The following is a 23,888-nucleotide window of genomic DNA, read 5'->3' on the forward strand; positions in this document are numbered from 1 at the left end:
CTGATAATGGTGGTAGCGCTATTGTACTACTTTAAACAAAAAGACATGGGAAATTGTCGGAAACGTGCTCTCTGATGCAATGAAAATCAAGATAGGGATGTACTGTCTCCATCTGCGGTATACTTACCACTCTCAAAAGACTAAAAAAACGAAATACAACGTCGGTTTTCTACTGAAAAACTACATCCAGTGACATGCGTTCCCACTTTTCCCATTCCTCCTGATGGAGAAATTTCTCCGGCAATTTTAATGTCATCTGCCGGCTTCTCTCCACCAGTTTCCCTGCCACACGGATTAACCACAGTCTCATCGTCTTTACTTCCCACTTTTGTATCACTCCACCACTGAGCAATCCCATCCACTTCAAAAGATTATACGCTAACACCGCACACTGAAATAGCGCAGCATTGGCCAAAAATTCACCCGTACGTATGTGCCCCGCATTCATCTGTCCTTTACTCTCTTCTATCAAAGTCTCGCAGGTAGCCCTCTTTCCATAACAACGATGCGCTTCCATCGGACTTAACCGCTCCGTTGTAACGTAACAAAAATACTCATACACGGACACTTCTACTAATTTCTTTTCTCTTTTGACCAATTGCCGCACTGCCACAAAACGTCTCGCACGATCCCACCCTGCACATCGATACCAAAATTCAGCCTGTTCCCATCCTGGCTCCCCTTTCACCTCATTCCATTTCTGCCCTTCAAGCAATCCTTCCAGATTCTTCAGCTTTACCTTAATCAGATATCCCGCCAATATTGACTCAAGGTATTCAAGTAATTCTCCGGTAAAAAAACCGCTGTCTCCCCGAAATACCACCCTTACCCCCTTATTCATGTACGCCATACATTCCTTCATGAACTCTACTACTCCGTTACTCGTGTAGGCGCTTCCACAGCGGAACCAACTATGTAATACCTCCTTTGTTTCTGCAATAAATGCCATTAAGGGATGATACGCCTTCTGCCCCTTCTTGTGCGGATTATATCCTACCTCTGCACCCTCCTGTTTCCCATATACACCATCTACGGTAGAATCAACATCTATCCATACTTCGCAAAGAGCACTCCTGAGTTTATGGCCTGATCTCACCGCACGCTTCCATATCTTTCCCCTAAACCGGTGGATCACCCCCGTCAGTTCCACTATATCTCCCTGACTCGCCAGCTTCATAATACGTCCTATCGTAGTATCTACAGGTACCTCTTTCCACCCGGACATCTTCTTCAATACCTCATCTGTACACACCTTCATCACCTCTACCATCGATGTCGCCCCTGCTATCAACCCTATCACTACCATTTGTACCGCATCGACAAACTGATACCGGGCATTTGCTCCACGATCCTTATGGACCGCTTCATGGACTCTCTCCCGGAACATCAGCTTACCCATAAAATTCAATACCGGTAAAAGCCCTGCATGTACCGTTAAGCCTTTCCCGCTCATCTCTGCCTTGATTTTCGGTTGTCTTTTGCTGTATTTTTTGCTATATTCTTCATCGAAATGGTGAATCTCCTTTCAGGTGTTTTTTGTTATCAAAAATGTTAATATTTGCTCTTTTCATATTGATGGCCTCCTTATATGTGATATGCGGTACCGATACCTTTTACATTACATTGCGTTTCAAATTAAATGGAATTTACAGACATATCAACTGGAAAAACATTGTGCTGTAATGCACATAGAACGTTTCTCCGGGGGGGTGAAAAAATGATGTAGGTCAAGTAAGCAGGGGGTTTATTTTTTGAAGTAAATTATGCCTTTGGCGATTTTTCAATGTAGAGACGCATTGCATGCGTCTCTACATTAATATTGAAGTTCCTGTACTATGAACTTATTTATCAATGGGAGATGTACTTTCCAGTATGGCATTTACCAATCCGGGGATCGTATATTCCTTCGCTTTAATGGCAATATCAATCCCCATTTCTTCCGCTGTCTTTGTAGTAATGGGGCCAATACTCGCAAATTGGATATGTCCTTTTAAAGAAGTGATATTTTCTTTTCCTATAAGTTGTACAAAATTCCTTACCGTTGAGGAACTGGTAAAGGTAATGATGTTAATCTCCCCGTTTCTCATTTTCTCTAAAATATTGACGTCTTTTGGCTGCCCCATAAGGGTCTTGTATACAATCAGGTCGTTAACTTCACCGCCTGACTTCTGCAATTCTTCGGGAAGATAACTTCTTGCTATATCTGCCCGTGGAAGTAAAAACCGCTCGCCTTTTATTGCCGTTACCCTCTTCAGTTCTTCCGCCACAGATTCTGCCACAAACTTTGGCGGTTTACAATCGACCCTGATATTATACCTTTCTATGCCTCCGGCAGTAGCAGGGCCTATGGCACATATCTTAAGGCCTTTCAAAACCCTTACATCCTTTCCTAATTCAAACAATCGCTGGAAAAAACTATCCACACCATTAATACTTGTAAATACCAGCCAGTCGTAAGTATTAATGGTATTTATTGCTTCATCCAATGGTTGTATTGAATCCGGTTTTACAATTTCAATCGTGGGAAACTCGATTACATTTGCGCCAAATTCATATAGCCTGTCCGCAAATTCGCTTGCCTGTTCTCTCGAACGGGTAACGACAATCGTTTTGCCAAACAATGGCCTGTTTTCAAACCAATTAAGCTGGTCACGCAACTTAACAACTTCACCAACGATGGTTATTGCAGGAGGTTTGATATTTTTTGCCTTCGCTACAATCGTATTCAGTGTGCCGACAACGGTTTCCTGCCGGAAAGTGGTGCCCCACCGTATTACCGCCACCGGCGTATCGCCGGAACGTCCGTGCTTCATAAGCTGTTCTGTAATATATGGAAGGTTTTTTACCCCCATATAAAATGCCAGTGTGCCAATCCCCGTGCTTATTTTTGACCAGTCAATGGAGCTTTCGTTCTTGGCAGGGTCTTCATGCCCGGTAATCAAACCAAAAGTAGAGGTATATTCCCTATGCGTTACGGGAATGCCTGCATAGTTAGGAGTCGCTATAGCTGCGGTAATGCCCGGAACTACTTCAAAAGGGATCTTATATTCTCGCAGAACAAGGGCTTCTTCTCCGCCGCGTCCAAAAATATAAGGATCTCCCCCTTTCAGCCGTGTGACAATTTTATCTTCCAATGCTTTTTCTACGAGAAGCTTATTAATATCCTCCTGTTCAAGGGTATGGGAACCGCCTTGCTTTCCTACATATATCATTTCCACGTCTGGCTTTGCGGCTTTAAGTAATTCAACGTTTACGAGATAATCATAAACAATGACGTCTGCTTTTTTAATACACTCATGCCCTTTTACGGTTATAAGCCCCGGATCTCCAGGACCTGCTCCTACTAAGTACACAATACTGCGTTTCATCAATAAAATACCTTTCCTTATAGATTAAATGCAGAGACGCATGCATGCGTCTCTGCAAAAATATTGAAATAAGCCGGGTTTAAAAAAACAAAACCCAACGGCTTTTCTTATTTACCCACCCATAAATCCCCTCGTAAACCAGAAAATACCAAAGAAATTACTGATAAGGTGCTACATACTGCTAATTGTCGGGGGATTGTCTCTGCCATAAAACACATATTATAAGGACTATTACAAAAATTTTGTAACTATTCAGCGTAAACGATACACGGCTCGTTCCCAAACCTTGTACTGAACATAGTGAAGTATCTGTTTGGGAATGCATTTGTTCGAGAAACTCCGGTTTCTCGCCTGTTTGCTGATAGATAGGGAATAAAATCACAGGGTTAATACAGTTTGTAATTTGTCAAGTCAGACCCTCACTGGAAACAAAGTTTCCAGTGTAATTACGTTCCCAAACAGATACTTCACTATGTTCAGTACAAGGTTTGGGAACGAGTTGCGCTCTGATCTCCGGTAGTTTAATAAATTACGCTGAATAGTTACAAAATTTTAATCTCGTCATAATATTGAAATCCTATTATTTAGTCAAATTGTTTATTGCACACGTTTGTAAAACGTAACCAATGCCGCCATATACCACTTTTGGGCTGCATTTCTCTTTGCGTAAGGCATTCAGATGCTACTCAATATCTTTGTATCGCTCCACAATCCTGCCCATCGCCTCAAATGCGCTTTCCACGACGTCTTCATTCCCGCTATTTATGAGTGCCTTCAGGGATAGAAGTGTCTTTGGCGTCCCGATTCTGCCAAGCGCCCAGGCTGCAGAGCTTACCACCAAAGGGGATTTATCTTTTAGCGACCACATCAGCGGGGTTACGGCGCTTGCATTGCCAATCCATCCGAGTATCTGCGCTGCACGATTTCTCGTATGTTCATTAACGTCATTCAGTGCGCCAATTAATGCCGGTACCGCAGGATTGCCTGTTTTTATTAACGCCCAACTGGCTTTACGCCTTGTAGATTCTTCGTTATCATGGAGGGCCTTTATCAGAAAAGGAACGGCCTTTTCCTCCATAGAAGCCAATGCCCACGCTGATTTTGTACGGGCAAAGGAGGCCTCACTTTCCGCATCGGTGATAAGAATATCGTACAAGGCTGCAATTGCTTTATCATTACCACTATTGCCTGCCGCTTCAATGCAAGCCTCTTTGACAAGCCAGCTCTTTTCTTTTTTAAGCATCTCCAGTATGGGAAAGACTGAACCTTGATTTCCCAGAGTGCATAATGCCCTTGCAATATCATATCTTACGTTTATCTCAGTTTCTCTTTGAAACCTGTCAGTAAGCGCCCGTATTGATTGTGCTGCGCCAAGCCTTTTTAATGCGAGCACCGCCTCCCTCCGAACGATGGTATTTTTATCGTTTAAAAGCGGTTCTATCTGTGGTGCGATAGTATTATCACCACAAAAACTCAGCGCCCAAACGGCATTTTGCCTTATCTTTGCACTCTTCTTTTTGAATAATTTCAGAAGCGGCGGTACCGTGTATTTCTGTGGCAGAACGGCTAATGTTATTGCCGCTGTCCTTGATTCATCCTCTCCTTCGCTCTGCAACGTGTTCAACAGTGTTTTTATTTTTGTTTGAATAAACGGGTCGTTATTGTCTATCGAAAGCGGCCTTTTTTCACGTGCTTTCTTTTTTATTTCAGTTGTGGTGTTTAATCGGGTATTTATATCCAAAACATCCATTGCTACATAGGGATAATCCACGAGAAGAACATCTACTCCCCGCTTTATCGCCCTCTGTATTATCCGACGGTCATCACTTTCCAGTAAAGAAGTAAATGCGTATTTCTTTTCTTTGCGGATTTGTTTCAGTTTTTCTTCGTTTAGTTCATCTGTGGAAACATACACCAGTCCCTTTCCGAAAGACCTTGCGTTTTTAGGGCTGTAATTCCTCATCGTTCCCCATAAATAAACTTGCGAAGACATCTCATAGGTATTAATCAGTTCTGCAACTTGTTCTTCCAGAAAAATCTGTTGTATATTTAAAATCAGTTTAAGTTTGTTAATTTTACAAAACATCAGTACGTCTGACAGCAAAGGAACACGTTCCCCCTCAAACTCCACGCCCCGCCATGATCCAGCATCGTACTGTTGTATTTCCGAATATAATAAACGGTCAACCCTGCCCATACCATCCGTTGTGCGGTCAATCGTTTCGTCGTTCATTAATATAAGCCGGCCATCCTTTGTACTGCGAATATCAACCAAAACACCGTCTATGCCCAATTCTGCAATCCTGTGCAAAGCAGCAAATGTATTTTCCGGCGTTTCTTCCAATATACCCCGATGCGCAAAAATTTCCACACGTTGCGTATTTTCTGCGTAAAGCTGCCCTGCAAAGGTTGTTAGAAAAAATACCAAAAAAATTATAATATGACGAATCTTTTTATTTATCCGCATTGCCAGCTTCTTTACTGATAAGTTGCCAGTGAGGTCTGCCTTCCCACGTTATCCTGCCTTCTGCCATATTGAAGTAAACCTTTTCAGAAAAAGTCCTCGAACCTTCTTTTCTTAATTCCGCCTTCGGGCTGCCAGTCAGCACTCCCATGTTTTTCGGTAAATCCCAGGTAAAAAATGTGCCGAACCCCTCGCTCCCTCCTAAATCCTCGCTATAAAAATAAACGTTGCCGGCGGTAATAATTTTTGAAATCTCTCCGTTTGCTCCCATATATGCATCAATTTGGTCTCCGCTCAGCCTTTGTCCGCTTTGAGAAACCAGAACCTCTTCAAAAAATCCTGCCTTTTTTATAACACTATCATACTCCATTTTTTTTAGCCAGGTAACTTTAATGCCTGTTTTGTCCGTTTCTTCGGTGCGATTCATTCCCTTTCCGATTTCATATAAACTCCCCTTTCCCTCACACAGGATTTTTTCCTCATTTTCGAAGAAAGTAACCTTGGGGGAAATAATCTGCCTTGTATTTCCTTCCCTGAGAATAGCAAAAGGGGTCCCATATAAAACGGTTGCGTTACTTTGTGCATCCCATGCAACCTGATCACCAACCGCCTCGTTCCATAAACCGCCTTTTTTATCAACAATATGAACCTTATCCTTTGCGTCAAATGATTTCAGGTCATAGTTATTGTCGTTAAACGTTACGTACAAATAATCACACCGGAGAAGGGAATCATCTCTCCGTACTTCAATATTTTCCTCGAAGATGGCTTCCCTTGCATCCCCCATGTAATTCATTTTCCCTTCCCATTTCACATTAATCATTTCATACTTTGCATCTGCATCCGCAGTTTTTTTCTCCGGAATGTTTTTCTCATTGGGTTTTATTCTCAAGCTGCCGGCACACGGAACGTCTATTTTGTTTGCATTTTTATAAAAAATCATTTTGGCGGCGTATATACTGAGATCATCTCGTATAAATTCTGCCTTCTTTGCATCTTCAAGAATTGCGCTTTGCGTATTGGCATCCCAGGAAAGTGTGTCTCCTTTGGCAATTTTTGATCCCTGCGAAGCAAGAACATTTCCGCTTGCAATCGCCTGTTTCGTTACTTTTGTTTCTGCATCAAGAAAAATAACAAGCTTGTCTGAGAAAACGGTAGTGCTGCCCTTCGCGGCTTCAACATTGTCGTTGAATGTCATGACATGGAAATCAGCATCCCTATCAAACACAAGCGGACCGTTGGAACGAATGATTGTTTTTTCTTCAGTCTTTTCATCTTCAACCGTTTTCCCCATATCCGGTGCTTCCGGTACATGGCCTTGTCCTAAGCCTTCTTCATACATGAAAAAGAGATCATTTTTCACACCATCCATTTCCATTTCCGCATCTTTTATAATCCACATCTTTCTGTTGGCAAGATCCACCTCGCAACCCTTGCCGGTGATTACAAGCCCTGTTCCGGTGATAGTGACAAACTCATCCGTATGTACGGACTTATTCCCGGGAGAGTACTGCATGTTTTCGGTATACAACCTGGTTTCCTTATCCAGATGAACTACAACGTTATCGGAAAGGTACCCCTCATTTGAAATCTTATCCATCTCTCCAATGTCCGATGTAATTATCACCCTTTTCGCTTCGTCCCCCGGATCTTCATCATCCATTAATTCAATTTCCGGTTCAATTATTTTATATTTGTCGTTCTCCAGCAAAAAGGTATTTTTCCCTCTCATTGTGTACGTCTCATTTCCTTCCTTATCGTAGTTGGGGAGAAAAAGACCGTCAACCGTTTGAGTGATCTTCTCGGATTTTCGTATGTCGTCTATTATTCGCTTATTCTTTAGAGAATTTTCTGACGAAACAATGCTTTCTCCTGGTTTTTCGACAGGACTTTTTGATTTAGGCTTTGAGAGAATAACTGAAATGATTATCGTAATGAAACAAATGATGGGTATGCTTAAAAATATATATCTTCGCGTAGTCATTATTTACAGGAAAACAAAAAGTCTCACTTCTGAAGTGCTTTATTTGTTACAAACATTAATTATGCAGGGCTGGTATGAAAAAAGAAATTTTCAATATTTATATCTGATTATTCGTAACACTTTAGCTTTTTGAAAACACTCAATAAAATCAAGGATTCCGGTGTTTACAAAAAGAAAGGTATATACATGATTATTAAACACACCCCTAAATCCCCTCTTTATAGAGGGGCCTGGGGAGGGGAGTGTTATAAAGAAGCATTCCTTTTACCACGCATACTGTACTATAGATGCGTGGTAAATTTTTTTCAAAAAACTAAAGTGTTACGATTCTTCTGATATCGATCCATGATTATATGCCATTTCTCTTGAAATTTAATTATCTTCTCGGCAATTTCTCTTACAGCGCCACATCCGCCTTTGGCTTTTGTAACGTAAGAAGAATATTGTTTTACGACAGGCATGGCATTGGCAACCGCAACGGGAAAACCGACGCGGTAAAATATGGGTAGGTCTATGAGGTCATCGCCAATATAACACACTTCTTCATCTTTAAGCGAATATTTCCCAAGGATATCATTATATACGTCCAGTTTATTTTTGATTCCCTGATGCACCTCTGCGATATTCAATTCTTTTGCCCGGTGATCTACCGCTTTGCTCGTTCTTCCGCTAATTATTGCCGTTTTAATATTGACACGATGAAGATAAGAGATACCCGTGCCGTCCAACACGTTAAAAGCCTTTGCTTCCCGCCCTTCACTATCAATAAAGATCGAGCCATCTGTTAAAACACCATCAACATCGATAATAACAAGTTTTATCTTTTTCATCGTATTTAAAATCTAACCTCCAATAAATCCTGCACATCAAATATGCCGACAGGTGTATGGAAATCGTTAACCACAGGAATTTGGTCAATTTTGTTTTCTCTCAGTATTTTATATGCCTCTTCAACTAAACAACGATTATTGATTACCTTGGGAAAGGGGGTCATAACCTCTTTTATTGTCTTGCATAAAAATGACGTTCCTTCCCTTAAAAGCCTTCTCAAATCCCCGTCCGTAAAAAACCCCGTCAACCGGTTATTTTTATCAACAATACTCACTGCTCCCGGGTTACCTTTTGTTTCCGTCATAATGCCAAGGACATCCAGCAGAGGCATATCTTCATCCGCTACAGGATTTTCCCTGCCTTTGCGCATAACAACTTCAACCGGCAGTAATTTTCTTCCAAGTTCTCCGCCAGGATGATAGAAGGCATACTCTTCTTTGCTAAGATTCCTCTTTTTAAATATCGTTAACGCAATGGCATCTCCAATGGCAAGCATCGCCGTTGTGCTCGAAGAAGGCGCAATGCCTAAAGGGCAGGCTTCTTCAACATTTCCAATATCAAGAACGACATCGCTATGCAGCGCCAGGGAAGATTTATTATTGCCCGTAACGGAGATTATCTTTGTTCCCATTTGTTTCAAAAATGGCAAAAGCAACACCACCTCTGTTTCGCCGCTGTTTGACAACGCAAGTACAATGTCGCTGGCAACAATTTTACCAAGGTCGCCATGTCTGGCTTCGGAGGAATGAATCCAATAAGAAGGCGTGCCGGTGCTCGCCAAAGTGGCAGAGATCTTCTGTCCAATAATGCCAGCCTTTCCAACCCCGGTAACTGCGACCCTGCCGGAACACGTAAATATGATATCTACGGCTTAAAAAAATTTAAAAAAAAATTTCAAACCAAAAAACCTGATTTTTATTGCTTCTGACTCGAGTAATAATACTTTTTTTGCATAATCTATGTCAGACAGGGGCTGTTTTTCTGTTAAGCCATTCAACATAACGTAAGGATTTTATCTTAGAGATGAAAGAGATGAAATTTATAATACTTTAGTGCTATGAAATGGGAAAAACTGCTATACTCAAGGGGTTCACAAAGTGTGATTTCAAAAATACTATAACTATTTATGTCAACAAAAGTTAAATCTAATTTTAGAAATCCCTATTTGTGAACTCTTACAGTATAGTTCCCAAGCCGGAGCTTGGGAACTAGTACATCGTTTCGTTAAAATGTGTACGTAAAAAAATGTCATTGCGAGGAGTGTAGCGACGAAGCAATCTCTTGTTCCCAAAAGACTTAAGATTGCTTCGCTGTCGCTCGCAATGACGGTATCAATATAGATATTTTAATGAAACGCTATACTAGCGTTTCTACTTTTCCAAAAAACTAAATTGTTACAAAAAAAGTATCGTATGGTTCGCTAAAAGATTCCTGGAAACTGACATTGCGTTATTGCTTTGCCAGAGCTGGTTTAAGAAAAGAACGAATCATAGTCACGAACACTATCAGCCAGGCAATATACGCTATGTAGATAAATACCTTTGATATGTTTGATATATATCCTATCCCCAGCGCCTCTGCCAGCTTTAGTGTACCTGCCGTATACGTTCCCAACGGAAACGCCAGACCCCAGTACAGCGGATTATACTTATACGGCGTCATGTGATACACGTATTTCCATATCCCGATTATTACCAGCAGCGGAATCCACCACGTTCCAAAAGACCAGAAGAACACAGAAAATCCCTTGATAAATCCATCAATATCTAAAAACGGATCTTCTATCTTCGGGATGCTTAAGCTTATTGTCGCCCCTGCAAGTGTTGTTATCGCTACAGCTCCCGTGTTGATCCAGTACGGAGGCACCAACACCTCCGGTGCTATCTTGAAAAATATTAACCTATAAGTTATTAACGTTATAATCACCACGTATAAGAAACATCCTATCATCCACCACACCATCGAGGAAAACAGGATAAAGTTTGAGGTCTCCGCAAAACACGGCGATAATAACGCACCAAGCACCGCAACCGACTGTGTGCCTACCACCGATACTAACCACCCCCCGTGTATTGTGCGCTCTATCTGCTGTTCGTTTTTTAAAAATAACAAGGTGAATGTCGATAAGGTGAGCACCACCCACAGAAATATTCCAAAAAACCACAATGACTTGGCAACGCACTGGCAGTTAACTACGGTTACAAACTGCGCCCCAAGCACGTTGGTTCCTGCTACTATCGCAAAATAAACCAGTCCAAGTTTCGGATTTGATATGTCTGAGTACAGCAAACTCCAGTACATTATTATCCTCAGTATCTGGATCGTCAATATAACCGCATATGCCACAATGTTTAAATAAAACAACCCCTGTGCTACCGGCGTTATTCCCAACATATTTGACGCTATCGATATAATGCCTGTTGACATGATAAACACAAAGTAAGCCGGGTGTAATGTTTTTATCATGTTTCTTATTCCGCCCATTTTATCTTTTATCTTTCCCTTTTCCCTTGATTATTTTCCCCCTTTCCTTACTGCCCGTTAAGTCGTTAAATATAGCGTTTGATCTTACTTTTTGCAATTCTTTTTGGTATGCTTTAAACAATTAATACTATATTTTTGATAATAACAAAATAACCGGGGAAATATATATGGGATGGTCTATAATAGGAACAATTGCGGCATTGTGTACTACAGTAGGTTTTATCCCGCAAATCATTCGTGGGATAAGGACAAAGGAATTAAATGATGTTTCCCCGATAATGTTATCCCTTTTACTACTCGGCTGCAGTATGTGGTTAGTTTACGGGTTACATTTAAGAGATATAATCATTGTGCTTGCCAATGGATTTACTCTTTCTTTTGTGAGTACTATTTTCTCTTTGCGCTTTTTATATAAATACAGGGGCAAATAATAATTGCACATTTTAAAAATAATACCTAAGCTGGCATAGCCAGAACCAAGCAACAAATAAGCACGAAATTCGAAATACGAAACAAATTCTAATGACAAAAAATGCAAAGAAATTACTGATAAAGTACTAAAGGAAGAAGAAAAAACTACACCTGTTGCAAACCATTTCTTATGGTGAACAGCGTGATTTCAGGCCTTGCAAAAAACCGTACCGGCAAATTAGATACGCCTATGCCTCTGTTTACATACATTAACGTATTTCTTTCACGAAAGAGACCCGCAGCATAACGAGCCCCAAATTTTGAGTACACGATAGGAGGTCCATAAAAGGGGAAACACACTTGCCCCCCGTGAGTATGTCCGGATATAACAAAATCGACATCCTCATACTGGATTGTTTCAATCACGTCCGGATTATGTGCCAGTAAAATCTTTGGATTCTCATCCATTCCTTTCAGGGTTTTTTTAATATCTATTTCGCCCTTCCAGAGATCATCTATGCCCGCAATAAATATATACGCGTTGTCCCTATATAAAACAATATGCTCATTTATGAGTAAGCGAATGCCATTTCTCTGCAATTCATCATAGGTGCTTCCCTTATCATCATGATTTCCAAGGATAGCGAAAACTCCCTCTTTTGCCTTCAATTCAGATAATTCTTTTGCCACCGAAGAAAGATAATCGTTGCTGCCAAAAACATAATCTCCAGTCAGGACTATTACATCAGGACATAACGCATTAGTCTTGTGGACGCAATTCCGTATAAAATCCTTTGATACATATTCACAATGATGGATATCTGAAAGTTGCGCTATTCTTAAACCTTCAAATTTAGTCGGTAAATCTTCAAGCTTTATGGTAACGTTGTTTATTTCTACCCACCGGGGCTCTAAAAAATGGCTATAACCCCCTACGGATACCATACCCAGTACACATCCGCCGGCTCCTTTTATAAATGTTCTTCTTGAAATCATACTGGCAATATTTTCCGGATCTGCAAAAAAGACAGGTTAATTTGCATGAACTCTTTAAAAAACAAAACGGTTATCTGTTTTTTCTGCATTCATGAACAAAATACTGCAATACATCCGTTTCTGTTATCAAGCCAAGAAGAGTATTTTTATCTTCAACCACCGGCAAACAGCCAACCTTTTTATCAATCATAATCTGTGCAGCATCTTCAATTGAAGTGTTCGGAGAAATGGTAATGACGTCTTTTGTCATTACCTCCGCAACTTTAACAGAATCAAGAAAAGTCTTATTTTCTTCCCAATTCGTAACAATGGAAGTCAGCGACGCCTTGTAAAGATCTCTTTGCGTCAAAATACCCACTATTTCTTTTCCATTTACTACCGGCAAATGCCTGATTCTCCCCAAATACATAATATCTTCGGCAAAGCCAAGCTTTGAATCGGCATTAAGGGTGACCAACTGTTTACTCATTATTTCCTTTACTAACATCTTTTCCCTCCATTCTAATAGCCTCTTCCAATTTTTTATTCCACTCCGTTCCATAATGGTACTGAAGATTCCCTTTTATCTTCTCATCCCATCTCCTGTAAGCGTCTTTTATCGTAGTAATAGGCTGGTGTTTTTCGGATAAATATAAAATATTTTCTGTTCGTTTCGGTAGAGGAATCAGGATAAAATCCTGTTTCTCCGATTCTACGGATATCTCCGCAAGACAAACTCCCTTTGCATTTAGCAATATTTCCCTTGTGGCTGAAACTTCATTGCCTGAGAATATTCCGCGCAAAGCGGTCAAATCATCCCTGATTGCGAGAAATGCCTTCCATTCACGCTTATAGACCAACTGCTGATAAGCGCCTGAAGTATTATATTCGTTATAAATGCATAGTCCTGTTATTTCCTGCCCGGAAGCGGCTCCGGCACAATCAGGATAATCCATGCATTGTACGGGCCTGTACTTATAAATCCTGCGCCACAAATCCATTTTTAACGACAAGGCTTCCCGGTTTGCCGAAATGATAACATCAAGAAACTTGTCGGATTAATACAATTCGTTTCTGAGTCCTTCGCTCATAGCCAACAATTTCACATGCCGAAAGCCTGCCCTCTTTTTAGAAAATATTTTACAAAGCCGATATGCCCGCCGGAACCCATACTTTCTGCAAAGGCAATATTGTAACCGATCTCATTCATGGTATGGTTTTTATCCACTCGCAATTAATTGATTTTAGATACCCGTGGTCAGGGAGAACTATGTGGTTTCAAGATATTTTTTCTGCTCCCACTCCGTTACCTGAATCCTGTATTCATCCCATTCGGAAAATTTTGAATGCAAATATATTTGATAAGTATGTGAACCCAGCGCCCTCTTCATCAACGCACTCTGTTTTAATTCATGCAACGCCTCCCCCAAAGAACCAGGCAATGTTGCAATATTACGGTATGCCAGTTCATCCTTATTAAATTCATACACATTTTCTTCTGTTGCCTTTGGCAATTCAAGCTTTCTTTTTATACCATCCAGTCCTGCTTCCAGCATTACTGCCAAAGCAAGATAGGGATTGTTGCTTGGGTCAGGACACCTCAGTTCAGCCCTTGTTGCCTGCTCCCTGCCGGGAGAATACCTCGGCACCCTGATGAGGGCAGATCTGTTTTTTTGCCCCCAGCATATATACACCGGCGCTTCATATCCCGGAACCAATCTCTTATAGGAATTCACGGTCGGAGAAAGTATTGCGCTCATCGCCCTTACATGCTCCAGTTGCCCGGCAATAAAATGTTTTGCGTTCCTGCTTAATTTATACGTGTCATTTTCATCAAAAAAAATATTGGTGTTTGTCCTTATATCAAAAAGGCTCTGATGACAATGCATCCCGCTGCCACATATCCCAAAAATCGGTTTCGGCATAAAGGTAGCATAGAGATCATGCTTATGTGCAATGGATTTTACCACCTGCTTGAAGGTCAGGGCATTCTCAGCCGTCCGTAATGCTTCTGCATATTTAAAATCAATCTCATGTTGGCCCGGAGCTACTTCGTGGTGGCTCATCTCCACATTGATACCCATTTTTTCAAGAGTAAAAATAATATCTGCCCTCACATTCCCCGCAAGGTCCCTGGGAGAGAAATCAAAATAACTTCCTACATCATGTGGGGTGGGTGCAACGGCCCCGTCATTCTTCGGTTTAAACAGGAAAAATTCCAGTTCAGGCCCCACGTTATATTCAAAATTCATATCACGGGCATTTTTAATTGCCCTCTTTAATATGTAACGGGGATCTCCCTCAAAAGGCGAACCATCAGGCATATAAACATCACAGAACAGCCTCGCAGTCACAGCAACCGTCTCCCAGGGAAGCAACGCATATGTACCTGCATCGGGTTTTAAAAACATATCACTTTCACAAATCCTTGTAAAACCTTCAATTGATGAACCGTCAAACCACAACCCTTTCTCCAAAGATTCCGGGAACTTTTCAATTGGTATGGTAACTGCCTTTACACTACCGTTAATATCGGTAAATTGTAACTGAACAAGCTTTACCTTATCGTCTTTTGCCCGGTTAATTACTGCCAAATCAATATGTTCACCCGACATGCGATCTTGCCTTTCTCTGGTTGAAAACAGATTTTACTAAAATTATTTTCCACGGTAAAATTTCTCTGTAATGAAAATTTTGACCAAACAATCGTAATCTTTTGAATAGAATGGATTAAAGAAGCAATTCTAATTGCAACAGTTACAAAAAACAAGGATTTTATACACCGCTACAGGCAGTTGCGGAGTAACGTTAGCGTCGTCGTAACTTACCAATAAATTGTGATAGTTGGGAGCAGTAGTGTATTAGTCATTGGTCTTTGTCCTTCGTCTTTGATTATGCCCCGCAAGACACGACGCTGTCAAAGTTTTCCATAAGCACATAATATACAAAGATATGCAATGCTTGGAGCTTTGCTGCTATTGCAGAGTGGGCAAAGCGTTGTCCGCAAAATATGCTCAAACGTCTCTCCTGCCGTTACAATACAAAAACGAAACGACAGGTATTTTGCATTCATAGAATATTTACAAAAATCAAGACAAGCAAAAAGACCGGGGAAATTGTTTACGGTATTACCAGCCTGACACAACAAAAAGCAAGTCCCAAAACCATTCTTAAGTTTTCCCGCGGACACTGGTCAATAGAAAATGGACTTCATTATGTGCGTGATACCGCTTTCCGTGAAGACCATTCTCAAATACGCACGAAAAATGCCCCAAGGGCAATGGCTTCTTTGAAGAATCTTGTGATTGGGCTTTTTCATTTTCTCCAGGTAACAAATATTGCAAAGACGCTCAGAAATTTTGCGGCAAGACCTTTTCTTGCACTTCAAATGCTTCGCTAGTAATGTAGAGAACAAAAAAAGCACTTTATTTTTTACTCTCTCTTTTTCATTACTACAGGGATACTCCCGCTCCATTTTGCTTGTTTTGCTCATTCTTGCCGATTTACATGAGAACCCTATCGTTTTTAACTTTCTTCTCCACTTATTGACGGGAGCTTTTGGTACAAATTCTTGATCCACATCTTTCGTAGGGTGACTTTGACGTTGCTGAGGTGTTACAATAAATATACTTGACAACTTGCCTATAATGGCTATAATCACATTCTTTTCTGAAAAATTCCTTTATTTTCTTTTATTATCTCAATCTGGAAAGGGCGTTATTTGTCTATTGTGAATATTCAAGAATTAGTCGAAGCAGGGTTTCATTTCGGACATAGAACAAGCAGGTGGAACCCAAAGATGAAGCCTTTTATCTTTGGTAAGCAAAATCTGATTCATATCATTAATTTACGGGAAACGGTGAAGGGTCTTATCACTGCTTGCAGATTTGTAACGAACCTGGTGCAAACAAAGAAAGATATATTGTTTGTAGGCACGAAGTGGCAGGCACAGGATATTACCGCGCGAGAAGCAAAGCGGTGTGGTATGCATTATGTCAGCGAAAGATGGCTTGGTGGTGCGTTGACAAATTTTGATACTATCAGGAGTCGTTTAGAACGTCTTGAAGAATTGGAAAAAATGAAAGATACAGGCGAAATCAACCAATACAGTAAAAAGATGATTTCCTCACTCAACAGAGAATACAAGAAAATACTTACCAATCTGGAAGGCATCCGCAATATGACCAAACTTCCAGGGGCACTTGTGGTAGTGGACCCAAGATACGAACACAACGCTATAAAAGAGGCAAAAAAATTGGGAATACCAACTGTTTGCCTGGCGGATACCGATTGTGACCCTGATATGGTAGATATTTGTGTACCTGGGAATGACGATGCGATACGGTCGATTAATCTCTTTTTATCTAAGACAGCAGACGCCGTTCTTGCCGGAAAAGAACAACTTGTTACGCTGACAAAAGATTAATCAGGTTTTTACGAAAATCCTTCCATTTTTCGTAAAATTCAGAGTTTGTATATCCTTGGATTGCCAATCTAACAACTGCCTTTAAAGATACACATCTCAAGATGTTCCGCTTGATTATTTGTAATAACAAGATTACCGGCTTCGCAACAAGGACAGTTCGTAGCTATATTATTTTGGAGGATACCGATGGCAGATAAAGCGAGTGTTATGAAATTGCGTGAACAAACAGGTGCGGGAATATTAGAGTGCAAAAACGCCTTGGATGAAGTAAATGACGATTATGATAAAGCACTGGAAATTATAAAAAAGAAAGGTTTTGCAAAAGCTTCCAGGAAAGAACAAAGAACAACTGCCGAAGGCAGAATAGGTTCTTACATTCATACTAACGGGAAAATAGGCGTAATGGTTGAGGTGAATTGTGAAACAGATTTCGTGGCAAGAAACGAGGTCTTTCAGCAGTTTTTAAAAGATATTTGCATGCAAATTGCCGCAACCAATCCAATCGCAATAAAAAGGGAAGATATTTCTTCGGAAATTGTGGAAACACAAAAAAGGGGTTTTATAGAGGATACCAAAGGAAAACCATCTGATATTTCTGAAAAAAATCGTTAAAGGAAAGCTGGAAAATTTTTATAAGGAAAAATGCCTGCTGGAACAACCGTTTATAAAAGATGACTCACAAACTATTCAGGATTTATTAATTGCAATTATCGCAAAAATAGGTGAAAATATTAAAATTAATCGCTTTGCCAGGCTTGAAGTAGGGGGAAATAGCTAGCAGTTTAGATTGCCGCACACAATCATTATGCCGAAAAATAAGAAAATAAAGTATAAACGTATCTTATTGAAAGTTAGCGGCGAAGGCTTTGGCGGTGAAAACGGAAAAGGCATCGATACTGAAAAATTTGCAACATTTGCCAAAACGATACAAAAGATTTTATCACTCGGTGCTGAAACGGCGCTTGTCGTTGGCGGCGGTAACGTGTTGCGCGGCGCTAAATTTGGCCTTTCGGGAAAATCCAGAATTGTAGCGGATCAGGCGGGGATGATTGCTACCATCTTAAATGCATTGCTTTTGCAGGACACCCTGGAAGAGTGCAACATTAAAACGCATGTAATAAGCGCAATTGAAATTAAGAATATCACAGAACCTTTTATTTTACGAAATTGTTTACGGTATCTTGAAGAAAGAAATATTGTTATTTTTGCGGGGGGAACGGGAAACCCCTATTTCACAACCGATACTGCAGCTGCTTTACGCGCGATAGAAATTAATGCCAACGTGATGCTTAAAGCCACAAGAGTTGACGGCGTGTATACAGATGATCCAGCTAATAATCCATCCGCAAAGCTGTTAAGCAAACTGACCTATGCCGAAGTATTAAACCGACAATTAGGCGTAATGGATATGACTGCGGTATCCTTGAGCATGGAAAACAAATTGCCAATAATCGTATTAAACATGAATAAAAAAGGAAATATTGAAAAGGCTGTTTTGGGGAAATCTGTTGGTACTTTTATAGGAAATTAACCGATATGTCAATAGATTCGATTTGCAAAGAAACAAAGGCAAAAATGGAAAAGGTTATCGCTCATTTGCAAGATGATTTGAAGGGAATAAGAACCGGTAGGGCAAGCACTGGTCTGGTCGAAAATATACGGGTTGAATACTACGGGAACCCTTCACCCTTAAAGCAACTTGCAGTGATTTCCACACCTGATGCACAGTCAATCTTGATAAAACCTTACGATACTACTATAGTATCTAATATCGAAAAGGCAATCATTCAATCAGACATCGGCCTGAACCCTTCTGTTGAAGCTAAAACCCTGCGCATCGTTATTCCTCCGCTTAATGAGGAGAGGAGAAAAAAACTTTCCGTAACCGTAAAAGATTTTGGGGAATCAACAAAGGTTTCTTTGCGTAATATACGGCAGGATTCAAATAAACAAGCGGATAAAGAAAAGAAAGAAAATATTTTAACAGAAGACGATGTTAAGCGCGCCAAGGATGAAATTCAAAAAATTATCAAAGACTTTGAAACTAAGGTAAATGATTTAATCAAAAGAAAGACTGAAGAAATACTCAAGGTATAAACGTACCGTTGAAACGTATATTATCGATGTTTTTTCCCTTTGTAATTTTATTTTCTGCGTGCAATATTCATACATTTCTGTATAATGGGGGCATAGCTCAGTCGGTAGAGCACCGCCCTTTTAAGGCGGGTGTCGATGGTTCGAGTCCATCTGCCCTCATTTACTATTGTGCATAAATGGCCCCATCGTCTAGTCTGGTCTAGGACAACAGATTTTCGATCTGTGAACTGGGGTTCAAATCCCCATGGGGTCATATATGATTTGAAAAAGCCATAAGAAACCAAACTCTTATGGCTTTTTTGTTTTATAACAAATTTTGACCTATAATCCAAAATTTATCGTTTGGTAACATTTTAGTTTTTTAAAAAATTCCAATAATAGCGATGTTTGCCGCATGTGTATGGGCGAAGCATTTGCTATAAATTGTCATAGATAAATTCATACCCAAACGGGCAAATGCTTCGCCCATACTTTTTCAAAAAACTAAGTTGATACTTTTATGGAGATCACGACTTGATGGTGCGTCTGTGCTGTTTGTTGGGAGGCGATGTCATTGTTTTTGATGCAGTTTTGAAGAAGAGAGACATTCATTTGTCTGCATTTTCGGGTGGCTACCTGTGAGGGTGTTGCTCCCGGTCTTTGGCGCAATCTGTCACCGTGCCTTTGATAAGGTTTATGGTATGAGGAATAACCGGCAGAACGACGGAGAGGTTTTCCGCAACGCCTTTTGGGCTTCCAGGAAGGTTTATGATAAGGGTTTGCCGATATATCCCTGCCACCGCCCTGGAACCCATTGCCCTTGGTGTGTGCTTCATCCCTTCCATACGCATTGCTTCTCCGAAGCCAGGCAATTCTTTTTCTATCACTGCCCTTGTTGCCTCAGGCGTGATATCGCGAGGGCCAACTCCGGTACCTCCGGTTGTGATGATAAGATCGGATAGTTTGGAGAATTCACGAAGTTTTTTGATAATGAGGTCTTTTTCATCGGGGATTATTTCGTATGCGACAATGGATGTATTGATTTGTTGGAGCATCGTACGGATAATCTCTCCGCTTTTGTCTTCGCGCTCCCCTTTTGACCCTTTATCGCTCAATGTTACTATTGCGGTGCGAATCATAGTTTACACCCCAGAGGGATATTCATGTATTAAAATTTCATCTCCGGCTTTAATCATTCCGCTGCTAAGGATTTCTGCAAAAATCCCTTCTCGCGGCATGATACAGTCGCCTGCCTTGTAATAAATGGCGCAGCGGTCATGGCATAATTTGCCGATTTGGGTTATCTTTATGATAATATCATTTCCGATTTTCAGCGTAGTTCCAACAGGAAGCGATTTTAGTTCTATGCCACTGGTGACAATATTTTCTCCAAAATCGCCGTCTTTTATCTCTAAGCCTTTACTACGCATCACGTCGGCGCTTTCCGTTGCAAGCAGACTCACCTGGCGGTGCCATTTTCCTGCATGGGCATCTCCCTCTAGGCCATAATGTTTAATTGCCATGCATTTGCCTATATTTCGTTTCTGGATACCTTTTCTTTCGCTTACGCAGACAGCTAAAATTTTCCCCATTGGTATTTTAATATACGAATAAGTTTATTAATGAGTACAATATGTTTTCTTACTGCACGCTATTGCAAATCGGAAATCCCGGAAGAAGTTTAACAAGGGAAGTTTTTGGTGTCAAGGAGAACCTCTTGCGGGGCACGACAACGTCAAAGTCACCCTACGAAAGACGCGGATCAAGAATTTGTGCCAAAAGCTCCCGTCAATAAGTGGAAAAGAAAGTAAAAAACGATAGGGTTCTCATTTAAATGAGTAAAAATAAGCAAAACAAGCAAAATGGAGCGGGAGTATCCCTGTAGTAATGAAAGAAAGAGAGAGAGAGTAAAAAATAAAGTGTTTTTTTTTGTTCTCGACATTACCAGCGAAGCATTTGAAGTGCAAGAAAAGGTCTTGCCGCAAAATTTCTGAGCATCTTTGCAATATTTGTTACATGGAGAAAATGAAAAAGCCCAACCACAAGATTCCTCAAAGAAGCCATTGCCCTTGGGCATTTTTTGTGCGTATTTGAGAATGATCTTCACGAAAAGCGGTATCACGCACATAAGGAATTATTTTGCAGAACTCAAAAAATTAAAAATTATACAAATAAATCAAAACAAACCGTTCCTGAGCGAATTATCAAAAAAACAGAAGGTTATATTCGACGCTTTTGGAATTCGGGAAGAGGTATTACATAGTTATTAACTTTCTTATCCAATTTAGGTATAAATGGAATGGAGTGTCCATAGCAGGGTATAAGTGTTATAGGAGATGGAAAAAAATTGGCACCTTAGGTAACCGTAAAGTAGTGTATCACCGTTTTTCCAACCCTTTCCTTCCAGATGTAACATTACTTTGTTAAAGAAAGCGTCTGAAAAAATATTTTTAAGTCGTAAGTCGAGTCGGCCACAACTTATGACTTAGCAATGCTTTGCGATAAATATTTACTCTTGATTTTGCTCGTTACTTCCGGTATTAATTGCACTTGTAAATTTTTTACACAATCAATTACCGGAGCAAAGGATTTGAGTATTTTCAGAACAAACATACCGTTATTAAATAAATTTCTTGAACATTTTGCATCGTGTTTTACTAAAAAACAATTTGCAATGTTTCTACTTGTCGTCTACGCAATGTTTAAAGACTATAAAAGAAATTCACTGGAGGCCATGGCGCAAGCCGTTCATACGGATTACCAGAAATTTCAATACTTCTTTTCTGAATCCAAATGGGATTTACCCGCATTAAAGCAGAAAAGAATGGACATTATCCAAAAACAAAGAACCACGGCATTGACAAAAGACAGCATCCTTACCATAGATGATACCGGATGTCCAAAGCCCTATGCTAAAAATACAGAGGCAGCCAAATGGCAATATTGCGGTCCGCTTAAAAGGCCGGAAACCTGCAATGTTGTTGTTGGCGCGGCATTTGTCTCAAAAACAAAACATTTTCCCCTGGATGTTATTCCCTACCTTCCTGCCGATGAGTTCGGGGAAGGGAAAAATGATCCCAAATTTAAAGACAAAATACAAATAGCAATGGATATGTTTGATGCTGCTTCTAACGTCTTTGATTTTTCAGCTATTGCCTTCGACACATGGTATGCCTCTCAACGGTTTCTCGAACATATTCACGCAAAAAAGAAACACTTTTTTTCAGAAATAAAATCAAACAGAAATATCTCCATGTACCATCCGGAAAAACAAAAATATTGCATAATCAAACCAGATGAGCTCGTGACCCTCATCAAAAAGCATTATGCCGACAAAACCAAGTATGTTACTTTAAAATCCGCGGATGGAAGTGAAGTTTCCTATAAAACCTACACGTTTGACGCCAAACTGAATGGTTGCAATGTCCCGTTGAAGTTTGTGGTAATTTTGGGAAAATGGAACAAGGAAGATGATAAAAAATATCATGTCCTTATCACCAATCAACTCGACGCCTCTGTAAAAACGGTTATCACAAACTATCTGTTGCGTTGGGGTATTGAACACTGTTTCAAGGAATTGAAGGATACTTTTTATTTCGATCATTATCAGGTAAGGCACATTGACAAGATTGAGCGATATTGGAATATTTGTCTGATCTCATGGACATTCGTTTACTGGATAAAACAAAACGCTTATCTGGATAAAATCATGGAAACAAAACCTTCTACCTTTAATGAATTCAAAAAAGCAATCAATTCCCTGCTTGAATTCTCATCAACAAACGCTTTATCAAAGAACGAAAAACTCTCACAAGAATATTTTAAAATTAAATCCGCTCGATTTAAGAAAAAAATCGCCGCTTAATTTTTAACAAAGTAATGATGTAAGTAATTTCCCGGATAGTATATTTTGTGCCGTTCCAAATAAACCAAACGGGTTTGAGTTTTTTTTTGTTATCACCAAAAATCGCCCCTACTTTGATCGCTTCATGAACTTCAGTAATCATACCGTCATCCCCCCGGAAATCACTGTTATAACTTCTCTAACAACCGCACCACCGCAGTAACCTTGCCAATGATGCGAACCTCATCTTGTTCTCCCTGGAGCACAATGGGTTTCATCATTGGGTGTTCCGGGTGCAATTCCAGCGTATTTCCCTTCTTGTAGAATCTTTTGACCGTGGCCTCACCATTTATGAGGGCAACCACAATTTCCCTGTTATTGGCAACCGGTTGCGGCCTCACCAGTACGAGGTCGCCTTCCTGTATATGAGCATTAATCATGCTGTCTCCCTCAACCCGCAAAAAAAATGCGTCTCCGGTACGGCAGATTGTTTTATCTACTGCAAGATATCCCATAATATCTTCTATTGCCGGATGAGGAGCGCCTGCTTTGACACTTCCAACAATGGGGATGAGATTCGTTTCTGCATGTCCGGCCGGGGCTTCTATAATTTCAATAGCCCTGGGACTGTTGTATTGTTTTTTGATGTGTCCTTTACGGGCAAGGATGTCAAGATACTTTTTGACGATATTGGTGCTGGAAAGATCCATCCCGCGCATAATCTCGCGTACCGTAGGTGGATACCCTTTTTCCTGAAGAGATGCTTTTAAAAAGGCTAGAAAATCCGCCTGTTTTTTGGTTAAAATAGTATCCGTTAATTTTTCTTCATTGGTGGACATATGTTTACCATTATATTTTTTGCTGTAACTTTGTCAATTCTCTTTTTAAAACATTACTTTGTTAAAAATTAAGCGGCGATTTTTTTCTTAAATTGAGCGGGGAATTGATTGCTTTTTGGAGACATCTTTACCTTCTCCGAGCATATGGCTATAAGCCAAATGAATGAATACGGGTTTGATAAAATA

23 protein-coding genes and 2 tRNA genes are annotated in these 23,888 nt (G+C 40.3%); 10 read left to right on the plus strand and 15 right to left on the minus strand.

Features of this window, described 5'->3' with window-relative positions; all coding sequences use genetic code 11:
- Positions 1-169: 169 nt before the first annotated feature.
- The 4 genes from M5U24_RS07580 to lptC form a co-directional block, all read right to left on the minus strand.
- Positions 170-1,519, minus strand: a complete 1,350-nt coding sequence (locus tag M5U24_RS07580) for an IS1380-like element ISCku8 family transposase (RefSeq protein WP_298202135.1) — start codon at positions 1,517-1,519, stop codon at positions 170-172.
- 322 nt (positions 1,520-1,841) lie between these two features.
- Positions 1,842-3,368 carry a uroporphyrinogen-III C-methyltransferase gene (gene cobA / locus M5U24_RS07585; protein WP_099324074.1) on the minus strand — a complete coding sequence of 509 codons (1,527 nt, stop codon included), beginning with the start codon at positions 3,366-3,368 and terminating at the stop codon, positions 1,842-1,844.
- A gap of 682 nt (positions 3,369-4,050) precedes the next feature.
- A complete protein-coding gene (locus tag M5U24_RS07590) occupies positions 4,051-5,835 on the minus strand; it encodes a HEAT repeat domain-containing protein (protein WP_099324073.1) in 1,785 nt (594 codons plus the stop codon).
- Positions 5,822-7,762, minus strand: coding sequence for an LPS export ABC transporter periplasmic protein LptC (lptC, locus tag M5U24_RS07595; protein WP_230405793.1), 1,941 nt, complete (start codon positions 7,760-7,762; stop codon positions 5,822-5,824). Before lptC ends, M5U24_RS07590 begins: the two co-directional genes overlap by 14 nt.
- On the opposite strand from lptC, the gene M5U24_RS07600 reads away from it, so the two are divergent.
- The gene (locus M5U24_RS07600) at positions 7,647-7,949 is read left to right on the plus strand and encodes a hypothetical protein (RefSeq protein ID WP_230405830.1); all 303 of its coding nucleotides are present in this window, start codon (positions 7,647-7,649) and stop codon (positions 7,947-7,949) included. The two genes, lptC and M5U24_RS07600, sit on opposite strands and share 116 nt — an antisense overlap.
- A gap of 172 nt (positions 7,950-8,121) precedes the next feature.
- Here the strand turns inward: M5U24_RS07600 and M5U24_RS07605 are convergent, their stop codons facing one another.
- From M5U24_RS07605 to M5U24_RS07615, 3 genes are all read right to left on the minus strand, one after another.
- Positions 8,122-8,646, minus strand: coding sequence for an HAD-IIIA family hydrolase (locus M5U24_RS07605; protein WP_099324071.1), 525 nt, complete (start codon positions 8,644-8,646; stop codon positions 8,122-8,124).
- Between the two features lie 5 nt (positions 8,647-8,651).
- On the minus strand, positions 8,652-9,509 hold the full coding sequence (locus M5U24_RS07610) for a KpsF/GutQ family sugar-phosphate isomerase (RefSeq protein ID WP_320414768.1): 858 nt from the start codon (positions 9,507-9,509) through the stop codon (positions 8,652-8,654).
- 587 nt (positions 9,510-10,096) lie between these two features.
- Positions 10,097-11,113, minus strand: a complete 1,017-nt coding sequence (locus M5U24_RS07615) for a tellurite resistance/C4-dicarboxylate transporter family protein (RefSeq protein WP_157820358.1) — start codon at positions 11,111-11,113, stop codon at positions 10,097-10,099.
- 185 nt (positions 11,114-11,298) lie between these two features.
- Between M5U24_RS07615 and M5U24_RS07620 the strand changes: the two genes are divergently transcribed.
- Positions 11,299-11,562, plus strand: a complete 264-nt coding sequence (locus M5U24_RS07620) for a SemiSWEET transporter (RefSeq protein WP_099324068.1) — start codon at positions 11,299-11,301, stop codon at positions 11,560-11,562.
- 145 nt (positions 11,563-11,707) lie between these two features.
- On the opposite strand, the gene M5U24_RS07625 is transcribed toward M5U24_RS07620, so the two are convergent.
- From M5U24_RS07625 to M5U24_RS07640, 4 genes are all read right to left on the minus strand, one after another.
- A complete protein-coding gene (locus tag M5U24_RS07625) occupies positions 11,708-12,538 on the minus strand; it encodes a metallophosphoesterase (RefSeq protein ID WP_099324067.1) in 831 nt (276 codons plus the stop codon).
- Between the two features lie 70 nt (positions 12,539-12,608).
- Positions 12,609-13,025 carry a CBS domain-containing protein gene (locus M5U24_RS07630; RefSeq protein WP_164994835.1) on the minus strand — a complete coding sequence of 139 codons (417 nt, stop codon included), beginning with the start codon at positions 13,023-13,025 and terminating at the stop codon, positions 12,609-12,611.
- A complete protein-coding gene (locus M5U24_RS07635) occupies positions 13,000-13,473 on the minus strand; it encodes a hypothetical protein (protein ID WP_099324065.1) in 474 nt (157 codons plus the stop codon). Before M5U24_RS07635 ends, M5U24_RS07630 begins: the two co-directional genes overlap by 26 nt.
- A 312-nt stretch (positions 13,474-13,785) precedes the next feature.
- A complete protein-coding gene (locus M5U24_RS07640; protein ID WP_099324064.1) occupies positions 13,786-15,132 on the minus strand; it encodes a glutamine synthetase family protein in 1,347 nt (448 codons plus the stop codon).
- Between the two features lie 395 nt (positions 15,133-15,527).
- On the opposite strand from M5U24_RS07640, the gene M5U24_RS07645 reads away from it, so the two are divergent.
- The 7 genes from M5U24_RS07645 (at position 15,528) to M5U24_RS07675 (ending at position 19,293) form a co-directional block, all read left to right on the plus strand.
- A complete protein-coding gene (locus tag M5U24_RS07645) occupies positions 15,528-15,917 on the plus strand; it encodes a transposase (RefSeq protein WP_099324063.1) in 390 nt (129 codons plus the stop codon).
- Between the two features lie 330 nt (positions 15,918-16,247).
- A complete protein-coding gene (rpsB, locus tag M5U24_RS07650; protein ID WP_099326960.1) occupies positions 16,248-16,943 on the plus strand; it encodes a 30S ribosomal protein S2 in 696 nt (231 codons plus the stop codon).
- 186 nt (positions 16,944-17,129) lie between these two features.
- Entirely contained in the window at positions 17,130-17,555 is a 426-nt protein-coding gene (gene tsf / locus M5U24_RS07655) for an elongation factor Ts (RefSeq protein ID WP_298202049.1), read from the plus strand.
- A 193-nt stretch (positions 17,556-17,748) separates the two neighbouring features.
- On the plus strand, positions 17,749-18,474 hold the full coding sequence (gene pyrH / locus M5U24_RS07660; RefSeq protein WP_099324061.1) for a UMP kinase: 726 nt from the start codon (positions 17,749-17,751) through the stop codon (positions 18,472-18,474).
- 5 nt (positions 18,475-18,479) lie between these two features.
- On the plus strand, positions 18,480-19,040 hold the full coding sequence (frr, locus tag M5U24_RS07665; protein WP_099324060.1) for a ribosome recycling factor: 561 nt from the start codon (positions 18,480-18,482) through the stop codon (positions 19,038-19,040).
- Positions 19,041-19,126: 86 nt separating this feature from the next.
- Positions 19,127-19,199, plus strand: a tRNA-Lys gene (locus tag M5U24_RS07670).
- A 19-nt stretch (positions 19,200-19,218) separates the two neighbouring features.
- Positions 19,219-19,293: transfer RNA gene (locus M5U24_RS07675), tRNA-Glu, on the plus strand.
- A 358-nt stretch (positions 19,294-19,651) separates the two neighbouring features.
- Here M5U24_RS07675 and M5U24_RS07680 read toward each other — a convergent pair.
- Together M5U24_RS07680 and M5U24_RS07685 are read right to left on the minus strand one after the other, a co-directional pair.
- Positions 19,652-20,158, minus strand: coding sequence for a MogA/MoaB family molybdenum cofactor biosynthesis protein (locus tag M5U24_RS07680; RefSeq protein WP_099324059.1), 507 nt, complete (start codon positions 20,156-20,158; stop codon positions 19,652-19,654).
- A 3-nt stretch (positions 20,159-20,161) separates the two neighbouring features.
- The gene (locus M5U24_RS07685; protein ID WP_230405767.1) at positions 20,162-20,542 is read right to left on the minus strand and encodes an MOSC domain-containing protein; all 381 of its coding nucleotides are present in this window, start codon (positions 20,540-20,542) and stop codon (positions 20,162-20,164) included.
- A gap of 1,067 nt (positions 20,543-21,609) precedes the next feature.
- Between M5U24_RS07685 and M5U24_RS07690 the strand changes: the two genes are divergently transcribed.
- Positions 21,610-22,884, plus strand: a complete 1,275-nt coding sequence (locus M5U24_RS07690; protein ID WP_157820357.1) for an IS701 family transposase — start codon at positions 21,610-21,612, stop codon at positions 22,882-22,884.
- Here M5U24_RS07690 and M5U24_RS07695 read toward each other — a convergent pair.
- Positions 22,862-23,026: a hypothetical protein gene (locus M5U24_RS07695; RefSeq protein ID WP_157820356.1), complete on the minus strand. Its 165-nt coding sequence runs from the start codon at positions 23,024-23,026 to the stop codon at positions 22,862-22,864. The genes M5U24_RS07690 and M5U24_RS07695 overlap by 23 nt on opposite strands.
- Before the next feature lie 25 nt (positions 23,027-23,051).
- Positions 23,052-23,702 carry a transcriptional repressor LexA gene (gene lexA / locus M5U24_RS07700; protein WP_099324055.1) on the minus strand — a complete coding sequence of 217 codons (651 nt, stop codon included), beginning with the start codon at positions 23,700-23,702 and terminating at the stop codon, positions 23,052-23,054.
- Between the last annotated feature and the right edge of the window lie 186 nt (positions 23,703-23,888).

Origin of the sequence: Candidatus Kuenenia sp. (assembly GCF_027493735.1) — a bacterium.
Classification (GTDB): Bacteria; Planctomycetota; Brocadiia; order Brocadiales; family Brocadiaceae; genus Kuenenia; species Kuenenia stuttgartiensis_A.